The sequence below is a fragment of the Bradyrhizobium sp. SZCCHNR1043 genome (assembly GCF_032489675.1).
Classification (GTDB): Bacteria; Pseudomonadota; Alphaproteobacteria; order Rhizobiales; family Xanthobacteraceae; genus Bradyrhizobium.
On sequence record NZ_JAUEYN010000013.1, the window covers coordinates 184,080 to 195,783 of the forward strand.

Genomic DNA, 11,704 nt, shown 5'->3' on the forward strand with positions numbered 1-11,704 from the left:
ACGATGATGGCGGGCGATCCGGCGAGGCGGCGGGGAGGGACGGGATGAGCGATGCGATCGGCACCTATTCCTTCCTGCCCTGGCTGCGGCTCGGCGTGGCTAACAACATCACGGCGGCCGACAACGACAACTCGGTGTCGCTGCGCGCGACGATCAAGGTCGACTTGTCGCTGGCCGGGCGGCCGGTCCAGGGCGACACGGATCTGACGGCGACGATTTCGCGCGACGTCGCGCTCTATGGTCCCGGCGACATCGTCGGCATCGATCCGAAGGCGGTGGTGAAGGTGGAGCCGCGCGACTGGATCACCAATTTCGAGCCGAACTACCTGCCCTTCGTTGAGTTCTACGACGAGGATTTTCCGTGGCGCTACACGCCAGCGGCGCCGGACGAGTCGAGCCACCGGCTGCGCCCGTGGCTCGCACTGCTGGTACTCAAGGTGGAGGAGTTCAAGGAAGTCGCGGTGTCGTCGGCGCGGCCGCTGCCGGCGATCGACGTGACGGGCGATCCGGCCTCGGTATTTCCGCCCGCCGACCAGCTTTGGGCCTGGGCGCACGTCCACGTCAACCGCGACCTGATCCAGCAGGACGGCGTGGTGGAATCGACCAATGCCGACCAGGCGAGGGCACGGCTAGAGAGCCTGCTGGCCAGCAATCCGGACTACGCCTATTCGCGCGTCCTGTCGCCGCGTCAGTTGGAGCCGAATACGTCCTACCATGCATTCGTGGTGCCGACCTTCGAGAGCGGCCGTCTCGCCGGCCTCGGAATCGCGCCCGCGGCGAATCCCGCATTCTTCGCCACCCTGTCGGCCTGGGCGGACTATACCGACCGGCCGTCCCCGACGCTGCATCCGGTGTACAAGCGGTGGTACTTCAAGACCGGGACGGTGGGCGATTTCGAGTACCTCGTCCGCCTGTTGAAGCCGCGTCCGCCGGACTCGCGGCTCGGCCGCCGCGACATGGACACGCAGACGCCCGGCTCCGGGATGCCGCCCATCGCGGTCGCCGGGCTCCACGGGGTGCTGCGGCTCGGCGGCGCGCTCAAGGTGCCGGACGAGGCGCTGACCGGCGCGCAGGAGGCGGAGGCTGCGGCCTACGAGGGCTGGGATGAACCCTACGCGCACGAATTCGAGAAGGCGCTGGCGGGCTTCGTCAACCTGACCGACGACTATGCCCGCGAAGGCGCGCCCGACCCAGTGATCACGCCGCCGCTGTACGGCCGCTGGCACGCGCTCACCGAGCGGCTGCTTGAGGAGGCGGACGGCAGCGACGCGCCGCAGCCGCGCAACTGGGTGCACGAGCTCAACCTGGACCCGCGGTTTCGCGTTCCCGCCGCGTTCGGCACCGCGGTCGTGCAGAAGAACCAGGAGGCCTATATGGACGCCGCCTGGGACCAGGTCGGTGACATCCTCGCGGCGAACCGGCGGATCAGGCTGGCGCAATTCGCCAAGGCGGCGGCCGCGATCTGGCATGCGCGCCATCTCGGGCCGCTGAAGGATCTCAGCGCGGAACGCGGGCTCACGATGATGGCGCCGGTGCAGCGCCGGGTGATCGCCGACGGCTTCACGCTGCGCCATCGGCTCAAGGAAAGCACGGTGCCCCGCGCGGCGCTGTCTGCGCCGTTCCGGCGCGCGGTCCGGCCGCGCGACCACATCGCGGCGACGCTCGGCTTCGACTCGCCGAAAGGCGCCGAAGAGCTGCTGGAGAAGATCAATCGCGGCGAGGTCAGCGCGGCGCCGCCGCGGGTCACCCCGGAAGCCTTGCCGGCGGTGGAGGATGTCGCCGCGCAGCTTCAGCCGAAGTCGCTGCCCGCGGAGCTGACCGACTGGCTCGCCAAGCACCGCTGGGCGAAGTGGGTATTACTGGTCGTTCTGCTGCTGGTCGCCGTGCTGCTGCTGGCCGTCGCCATTCCGCTCGCGATCATGGTCGCGGTAGCGGCGCTGGCGCTGTTCCGATGGCTGGTGCGGCTGGAGAAGCAGGCCGGCATCGCGACCGGCGTGTTGCCGCAAGGGGCTTCGCCCGACGTCATCGACGCGCTGCCTGGCTTTCCGTCTTTCACCATCCGCGATCCCGATCCCGCCGCGCCTGAGCCGGTCGGCGGCGCTTCGTCCGCCGACAGTCCGGAGGCGGCGCGCTTCAAACTAGCCCTCAAGGACCTCAACCGGCTGCTCACAGTCAGCGCCGATCTCGGCAAGCCGCCGTTGCGCAAGCCGATCGACATCGCCGCGCTCGGAGCGTCGACCTTCGCTGCGATTGATCCCGACAAGACGGTGCCCGCCTTCACCTTCTCCTCGATCGCCATTCCGCCGCGAGTGCTGGCCATCAACGGGATCGCGACGCTGCTGCAGCCGGAAGTGTTCAAGCCGGTGATGGCATATCCGGAAATCGACCTGCCGATGTACAAGCCGCTTCTCGGCCTGTCCGACGAGCACTTCCTGCCGAACATCGACAAGATTCCGCAGAACACGATCACGCTGCTCGAGACCAATCAGCGTTTCATCGAGGCCTACATGGTCGGCCTCAACCATGAATTCGCCCGCGAGCTGCTGTGGCGCGAATATCCCACCGACCAGCGCGGCAGCTGCTTCCGCCAGTTCTGGGACCCGAGCGGCGTGATCGACCGGGAGGGCCTGTCGAAGGACGAACTGCGCGAAAAGCTCCGCGATATTCCGCCGCTCCACACCTGGTCGCTGTTCTCCAAGCTCGGTGATCACGACCATCGCGAGAAGCCGGGCGAGAACGAGGAGGAAGTCGTCCTCGTCATCCGCGGCGAGCTGCTGAAGAAATATCCCACCGCGGTGATCTACGCCCAGAAGGCGCGCTGGCAGCGCGACGACGGCGGCGCGATCAATCCCCGCGTCGAGCGGGTGCTGGAGACCGACGGTCCGGTGGAAGACCGCCTGCGCACACCGCTCTACGAAGCCAAGGTCGATCCCGACATCACCTTCATTGGCTTCGACCTGACCTCGAAGGAGGCAAAGGGAGGCACCGGCCGCGGCAATTCGACGGCGCCGGGCTGGTTCTTCGTCATCAAGGAGCGGCCCGGCGAGCCGCGCTTCGGCCTCGATATTTCTCGCGACGGGCCGCTCAACGTCTGGAACGACCTCGCCTGGCCTGACGTGCTGTCCGACGCCGACAAGGGCTTTCTGCAGATCAGGCCGGGCGGGCCGACGCTCACCCTGGACGATCCGGTGGCGCCGGAGCTGCAGGAGAAGAAACAACAGTACGACGAGGACAAGGCGCTACGCTGGCATCCGGACAGCAACTCCGCGGAGCTCGCCTACATCCTCTACCAGGTTCCCGTGCTGGTCGCGGTGCACGGCAGCGAGATGCTGCCGAACTGATCGCGCAGCGGACACGACAGGGGGCGGCGGAGGCGAAATGTCCGAGTTCGATGATATCCGCAAGGAGCTAGAAGCGTCGCGCGCCGCGGTCGACGCGACGTCGCGCGAGATCGGCCGGCTTCGCCAGACCCGCGCGCGGCTGATCCGCGACCGCGCACGGGCCGAGCGCGTCAGCAAGGGCGCCGACGATCCGGCGCTGGCGGCGATCGACAAGGAGATCAAGGCGGCGGCCTCCGAGATCGAGCGGCTGGGCGGTGCGCTGAAGGCGGCGAAGGACGAAGTGGTCCGCAATATCGGGCTGTTCGCGAACTTCACCGACCCGCGCCGCAACATCGGCCTGCTGTCCGATCAGACGCCGATCCTGCTGATGCCGCTGCGGATCGAAACGCGCTTCAAGCAAGCGACGGAATTCGGCGGCGACCGCGACGAGCTGTGGGTCCGGGCTTATCCGGACGACATCGCGGTCGACAGCTTCGAGGAGGCGTTGTCGGAAGACGAGGTGAAGCGCGCCCAGGCTTATTGGGCCGACGTCTGGCGGGCGAACCGCGACACCGCCGGGGAGCGGGCCGCCTGGCGAACGCTGCTGAGCGGACAGGGCTCGGGGCGGTCCTACTACGTGACCCAGACTCATCGCCCGCTCAACGAGGCGGCGCGACCGGCCAGGGTGGAAGGCGTGCCGACTGTGATCCTGACGGTGGTGACCAGCGCGCCGCTGGCCGATCCCGAGCGAGGTGAGGTCAGCACGTTCTGGACGGCGCTGTGGCGCGCGGGGACGGATGCGGCCGCGCAGATGAACGCGATCGCCGCGCTGGACAACGCGCTCGGCGCCGAGCGCGCCGCGGCGGTCCGTGAGGCGTACCGGCCGCGGAATCTCGCCGACGCGCCGCCCGAGGGCGCGGATCGCACGACCACCACGGTCATCGCCGCGTATCTGGAGTTTTCCGCCGCGGACGCCACGCCGATGCGCGAGACCGGCTGGTCGCAGCCGGCGACCGCCCGGACCTTGCCTGATCGCCTCGTCCTGCTCGGCTACAACGGCGGAACGCTCGAACTCGAGCAGCTCGGAAAGCCGATTCCATCGCCGCTGCCGGTCACGCCGTCGCCGACCGGAACGGACGACGCATCGGTCGCGCACGACGGCGACGACATCAAGTTCGGTCCGGAGCTCGAATGGGTGCGCAACTTCGACCGCGCCGTCGAGATCGGCATGGGATTCCGGGTGCCGCTAACGCCGCCCGCCTTCCGCCGTGGCTTCGATCAGTTGATGGTGCTCGGTGTGCGGCTCGGGGCCGATGCAGACGCCGGCCGGGTCGCGCTGGAGCAGTTGTTCACCCATCATCATCAGTCGAAGGCGGGGTTCTCGATCCTGCCGCAGGGCCAGCCGACCAACAACGTCGAGGGCGAGGGCGCCGCCTACAGCTGGCGCGAGGATTCCGACGTCAGCTTCGATCACTACTTCGGCACTCCGCCCCTGGACCCCGACGGATGGTTCGAGCGGACAGACGGACGTTGCCTCGCCGCCACGCTCGGTCTCGATCCGGCCGCGCTGGCGGCGATCCCCTTCTACCATCGCCACGACGTCAACGACGCCCGCGCCATGAACACGGCGCTGTGGCCGGCCACGCTCGGTTACTTCATGGAGAGCATGCTTCATCCGGTCTTCGACGATTCGACGGTGGATCGGACCCGCGACTTCTTCGTCCGGCACGTGTCGTCACGCGGGCCGATGCCCACGATCCGCGTCCGTCGTCAGCCCTACGGCATCCTGCCGGCGACGCCGCGCTCGCGCATCCAGTGGATCTTCGCGGGGTCGAACGTCGCGGTCGGGGCCGCGCACGCGCCGGACGATCCGGAATTGCGGTTCCTGACGCGGTTGTATCAGTTGCTGCGCAAGGTCGAGGCCGACCTCGAGCCGCTGATGTCGCGGGTGTCCTACATCGGCAAGCCGGGCGGCGACCGTCATCAGATACTGCTCGATGTCCTCGGCCTGCACGCCGGATCGGTGGAATTCCAGCAGCGCTTCGCCGAGAGCTTCAAGGAACTGTACAACCGCCTCGCGATGCAGGGGGCGGGCGGCGCCTTGGTCGCGCTCCTGCTCGCCGCGGGCTATGTTGGAAGCGGGCTCGATCTGCTGAAGCAGCTCGGCTACACGCCGCCCGAGGGGATCGAGGTGCCGGACGTCCTTGAGAAACTCTTTATCAAGGCGCCCAACCAGCTCAAGGGCCCGCTGATCGACGACCGTCCGTTGTCGGAGACCGAGCAGATCCGCGCCTACACCGCCGGCGGCGACAATTACATCGGCTGGCTGATCAAGGCTGCGGCGACCTCCCACGACGCGCTGCGGCTGCAGCAGGGCTTCACCCAGCGCCCGAACGCGCTGCTGTATCTCATGCTGCATCACGCGCTCGACCTGAGCTTCGTCGAGACCAGCATCCGCCTGTTCTTCAATGCCGGGCTGATCGGCGAGACCGAGCTGAAGGCGGCGCGGCGCGAGCCGAAGTTCTTTCAGGTCGAGGAGGCGAGCCTCGCCGTGCCGGCTGCGGCCGGCGGCAGCCGCTGGCGCTACCTCCACCGCAGCGACGCCGCGGTCACCGGAACGGGACTGAGGACGGTCGGCGAGTTCATCCCGACGGTGCTGACCTCAATGGTCGCCACCGCGTATCTCAAGCGCCAGCTCGATGCGCTCGAACGGCTGAAGAGGTCCCCGACGGCGGTTCTGGAACGGGTGTTCGCCGAGCATCTCGACCTCTGCACCTACCGGTTCGACGCCTGGTACGGCGGCATCATGAGCCGCCAACTGGAGCGGATGCGCTATCCGAACGGTGCCGGCCAGGGGACCGCCCAGCCGGGCGCACCGACCGGCGAGGCGAAGACCGGAATCTATCTCGGCGCCTACGGCTGGCTCGAGAACGTCAAGCCGGAGTTCAAGAAGCTGACGGCGGTCGAGCTGCCGGCAAACCTCGCGGCGATCTTCGCCGATCCGGATGCGCCGCCGCTGATGCGCGACCGCAGCAACCAGGGCTACATCCACGCGCCGTCGCTGAACCAAGCGGTGACCGCCGCGGTGCTGCGCAACGGCTATCTGTCCAACGCCACGCCCGACAATCCCGGCAGCCTCGCTGTCAATCTCAGCTCGGAACGAGTCCGCATCGCGCTGTCGATCATCGAGGGAATGAAGGGCGAGCAGAGTCTCGGCGCGCTGCTCGGCTATCAGTTCGAGCGCGGCCTGCATGACCGCCACGACGTCGAAGTGGACGGGTTCATCTACGACCTCCGCAAGGTGTTCCCGCTGGTCGGCGACCGGCTGGCTCCGACGCGTACCGGCCGGCTCGACGCGTTTGGTCGGCGACTGCGGATCAACCGGGTGGAGGCGCGCAACGTCATCGACGGCCTTGCTTTGGTCGAGCACATCAAGACCAGCGGCGTGAGCAGCTACCCGTTCGGCCACGATGCCGACCTGCCGGCGGCGAGCCCGCAGCAGGCCGCGGCGATCACCGCCGAGGCCGCGCGGATTGCCGACATCGCCGACGCGGTCGCCGACCTCGCGATGGCAGAGAGCGTGCATCAGGTGGTGCAGGGCAATTACGACCGCGCCGGCGCCGTGCTCGACACCTACTCCAAGGGAAAATTCCCGGCGACCCCCGACGTGGTCCGCACGCCGCGGTCGGGGGTGACGCTGACCCATCGGGTGGCGCTGCATCTCAAGGCCGGGCTCGACCCGAACGACGGCGCGCTGACATCGCCGCGGGCGAAGGCGGAGCCCGCGCTCAACGCCTGGCTCGCGGGCATTCTGCCGCCGCCGGCAGCGGTCGCCTGCTCGGTGACGGTCACCGACCCGCTCGATCTCTCCTCCGTCACCTACAACGTGACGCAGGCCGATCTCGGCCTGCTGCCGATCGACCTGCTGTATCTGCTCGATCCGGACAACGATCCGGCCGCCAAGGCGCTCGACGATCTGATCGAGGCGCATGTGATCGCCGTCCATCCGCCGCGCCCGGACGCAATGCTGACGATCGCCTATCGCGAGAGGATCGCGGCGATCGCCGGGCATGTGCCGCTGTTCGAGCTGTCGGCGTTGATGCGGCATCTCAGAAGCCTGCTGCTGCGCTCGCGTCCGCTCAAGGCGAGCGACATGGCGATGGCCGGCGAGGCGAACGAGGCCGTCGATCTTGACGCGGCGCTCGCGCGCGAGCGGGCGACGCTGCCGCGCGATCTGCTCGCCGCGCGGCTTGCGGATCTCGACGCCTTCCGTACGGCGCTGCAGGCCCGCCTCGACGCCAAGCAGGAGGCCCAAATCGCCACGGAGATCGAGCAGACGATCACCGGCTTCGTGTCGGTGATGCAGGGTCTCGGTCCGTTCGCGGCGCTGCAGACCGGTACCGGTGCCGTCTACGCCGACCGGCGGCGGATCTTCGCCCAGTTGCGCGCCGCACTCGCCGGCTACATCGCTCGATGGACCAGGCAGCTCGCCGAGTTCGACGCACGCATAGTCGCCTACGACGCTGATTCCGGCGCGCCGGACGCGGCGAAGTTCCTGGCGCTGCGGGTGGCCGAAACGTTGATCGCGACCACGGCGACCGACCCTCTACCGGCGCAGCCGGACGATTTCCGCGACGATCTCATGAGCGGCAAGCGCGCCGCCTTTGTTGGACAGCGCGCCGTTCTGATCATGCTCTACGACAATGCGTCCGATCTCGCCGCCCTGCATGACGGCATCGAGGCGTCGAAGGCTGCGAACGCCGCGTTCGACGTGGCGGCGATCGACATCGCGGCACAGCGCACGGCGATCGTCGCGCTCGCAGAGGACATGGCGAAGCGCACCGCCGCGCTCGCGCTCGAGCTGACGACGCGGCTGCCGGCGATCCAGGCCCGGCTCGATCAATACGATGCCGCAGCGGAGGCGAAGAACAAGATCGAGGCGCTGACCGCGGCGGCGAAGCTGCTGTTCGGCGAAGATTTCAAGATCGTTCCGGATTTCGGTCTGCCAGCGGCGCAGGCCAGTGAATGGAGCAACGCCTGGGGCGCGGGGGCGCAGGCGGACGAGACCATTCTCGGGTTCCTCAAGACGACGATCGGACGCCGCTTTCCGCTCGACGACTGGTTCATGGGTGTCGCGCGGGTGCGGTCGAAGCTGCACGATCTGGAAGCCTCGCAGCATCTCGCCGACGCGTTCACGGGGGCGGGCGTCGCGCTGCAGGCGCTGCAATTTCCGCATCGCCCCGAGTTGCCGTGGCTCGGACTCGAATTCCCGGAGACCGATGCCGACGGAAAGCCGTTCGTGATCGACGAGGACAAGCTGCTCTATACCGCGCATTTCGCCGAAAGCTTCGATCCGGCGCGACGGCAACTCGGGCTGTTGCTCGACGAGTGGACCGAAGTGATCCCGCGCCCGACTGAAGATACCGGTCTGGCGTTCCACTTCGACCGGCCAAACGCCGAACCGCCGCAGACTCTGCTGCTGGCGCTGCCGCCGAAATTTGTCGGCTCGTGGCAGTGGCAGGATCTTGTCGACACGGTGCGCGAGACGATGGACCTCGCCAAGAAGCGCGCGATCGAGCCCGACCACGTCGACACGACCGCCTATGCCCGCTTCCTGCCGGCGCTGGTGTCCGCCGTGGCCTTCCATCCGATCACGGCCTCGCTCAACTTCGCCTATAACAACAACCTCGCCGCGGTGCTGGCCGAGACGGAGACGGGCAATGGCTGACTATGTCGCGGTTCAGAACCTCTCCGCCGTGTTCTCCGGCAAGGTGAAGCTGCCCACCATCACGTTGTGGAACAGGCTCGAGGGCCGCCCACGCACGCACGATTTCGACCGCGCGCTCAAGGCCGAGGTCCGTGATCCGCTGTGGCTGCTGACGAAGCAGTGGCAGATGGGCGAGTTTCAGGGCGACGACGCCGGCTCGCCCGTCGTCGCCAAGGTGCACATCGAGACCACCGAACTGACGAAATACCGCGCGGCCGGCAATCCGCCGGAAGCGTTCGCCGACGACGTGCCGCTCGAAGCCAAGGTCGAGCGGCGGCCGATCCCGTTCCGTCTCGCCGGCCAGAAGATCGCGTTCGATCTCCGCATCGCCCTGGGCCGGCGCTGGCTGAAGCTCGTCGCCGGCATCGAGCCGGGGCTTGCCCAGCAATTCATCGCGGCGCTGCCGGTCGCCATGCCAGATCCCGCGCTCAAGGCCGATGCGCCGGTCGCCGCCCATCGCGAAGCCTGGCAGACGATGGCGGCGCTGGCCGGCCGGTCGATGGACGGCTACGACCTCGTCGAGCATCTGACGGCCGCGCCCGGCAATCACGCGCACGACCTCGTCGTGCTCGGCAATCCGGCCAGCGCCGCTGCGATCGAGACGGCCGAGGCGGAATTCCTTGGCTGGTACCGGGAGGCGTTCTACCAGTCCGCCGCGGGGGCCGCCGATGCCTGGCTGCCCGATCGCCTCGAATACGCCTTCGCCGCGTCGGCGCCCAAGGCGGGCGGCGAGAAGCTCGTGGTCGCCGACGAATACTTCCAGGGGCATCTCGACTGGTACAATTTCGACGTCGACGCCTCCGGCGCAGGACTCGGTGACCTTGCGGACGCGCCGCCGCCGGCCGCCGTCGAGACGACCTTTACGGCGTCATTCATCCCGGCGCCGATCCAGTTCGACGGCATGCCGAACACACGCTGGTGGACCTTTGAGGAGGGACGAACGAATTTCGGCGACATTGATCCGGAGACGACGGACGTCAACAAGCTGCTGCTGATCGAATTCGGCCTCGTCTACGCCAACGATTGGTTCCTGATGCCGTTCACGGTGCCGGCCGGGACGATCACCCGGGTCGCCGGCATGAGCGTGACCAACGTCTTCGGCGAGCGGATCTGGGTCGAAGCCGCGGGCAAGGGCGGGGACGCGGATTGGCAACGCTGGTCGATGTTTACGCTGGCGACGAAGGGGAGCGACGACATTCCCGCCGATCTCAGCCTTTTCATCGTGCCCAGCGTGCCGAAGATCCAGGAGAGCGAGCCGCTGGAGTCGGTGGAACTGTTCCGCGACGAGATGGCCAACATGGTGTGGGGTGTCGAGTCGCGGGTGATGTTGGCTTCGGGCGACAGCAAGAGCGGGCGCAGCGCCGCGCTCGACACCCGCCGCTATTTCCGTCGCCTGGTGGAGGAGAGCCTGCCGCCGGGCCCACCACCTGCGCCGCCGATTGAGAACGACGCCGCGATCCGCTATCGGCTGATGAGCGAGATGCCGGAGAACTGGATTCCATTCATCCCGGTGCACATCGACAACGACAGCCGCGAGATCCAGCTGCGTCGCGCAGCAATGCTGCGGGTCATCGACCGCGACCCGGATCCGCCGGTGCGCGTCGAACCTCGCACCGATCTGCTGCGCCACGGTCTCGACCTCCCGCAGCAGCAGGGCTACAATCTCCATGAGGAGGAGGTGCCGCGCGCGGGCATTCGTGTCACCCAGAGCTTCCAGCGCACGCGCTGGTACAACGGCCGCACTTTTGTCTGGCTCGGCATCCGCAAGGAGACCGATCGCGGCGAGCGGTCGAGCAGGCTCGCTTTCGACGCGATCCTTCCGAAGCGGAAGGCATGAACGCATGAAACGTCACCGTCGAAATATAGCGGTGGCGCGGCCGCCGGAGATGGAGGGTTGAACGGGCGCGCCATTCCCAAGTCGGCAATTTCTCGCGCGACGGCAGACGCTCGGCGCCCCAAGATTACGTAGCGGCCGGCAAGTGTGAATATCCGAAGACCCATTCCCGACCTCAGCGCTTCCTTCATGACATAGGAGAAGCAACGGAGAGCCAGCACGAGGAACACCGTTCAAGGTTGAGCGCGGAGAAGTTCGCCTTGATTGTTCCGAATCGAGAGTCACTGCGTTATTGTACGTTGAGGCCTGAGCCTCTTCGGCAGAGGCCCATAGCCATAAGGGCAGAGATCACGCGGAATCGCTTATAGCATGAGCAACCGCCGGCTCTGCTCAAACCTGGTGACGGGTAGTCCCACCGCAGGCCGTCTCAGCCGGGCTCGTGAATTCTGTGCAGCCCCGTCATCAAGGCTGCAATCACGCTTATCAACGCGTTCGTACCATGGTCATTCAAGAACGAATCTCTGCGTCATAGTTGTCATGGCACCCCAGTCTGCCACGTGGAGCGCGACGATGGTGCTGGTTGGTGATACCGTCGCACTTAAGGGGAGAACGGTGATCGACACTCCGAAGTTTGGATCCCTTGGAGCCGTCGAATCCGCTAAAGCTCGACAAAGATTCGCAGGCTTGCCTAGCATTCGTCAATTCAGCACGAGAATTCAGTGACCACTGCTCTTCGTACGCTCCGTGGCTCAACGCCGCGCAAGAACACATCAGCAAAGCGCT

Annotated in this window: 3 protein-coding genes; all 3 read left to right on the plus strand. The window is 67.2% G+C overall.

Features of this window, described 5'->3' with window-relative positions; translation table 11 throughout:
- Window positions 1–44 precede the first annotated feature (44 nt).
- From QX039_RS23350 to QX039_RS23360, 3 genes are read left to right on the plus strand one after another with little or no spacing between them, the layout of a single operon-like run.
- Window positions 45–3,341 carry a hypothetical protein gene (locus QX039_RS23350; protein ID WP_315772739.1) on the plus strand — a complete coding sequence of 1,099 codons (3,297 nt, stop codon included), beginning with the start codon at window positions 45–47 and terminating at the stop codon, window positions 3,339–3,341.
- A 37-nt stretch (window positions 3,342–3,378) separates the two neighbouring features.
- A complete protein-coding gene (locus QX039_RS23355; RefSeq protein ID WP_315736157.1) occupies window positions 3,379–9,048 on the plus strand; it encodes a hypothetical protein in 5,670 nt (1,889 codons plus the stop codon).
- The gene (locus QX039_RS23360) at window positions 9,041–10,924 is read left to right on the plus strand and encodes a hypothetical protein (RefSeq protein ID WP_315736158.1); all 1,884 of its coding nucleotides are present in this window, start codon (window positions 9,041–9,043) and stop codon (window positions 10,922–10,924) included. The genes QX039_RS23355 and QX039_RS23360 overlap by 8 nt, the downstream gene beginning before the upstream one ends.
- Window positions 10,925–11,704 lie beyond the last annotated feature (780 nt).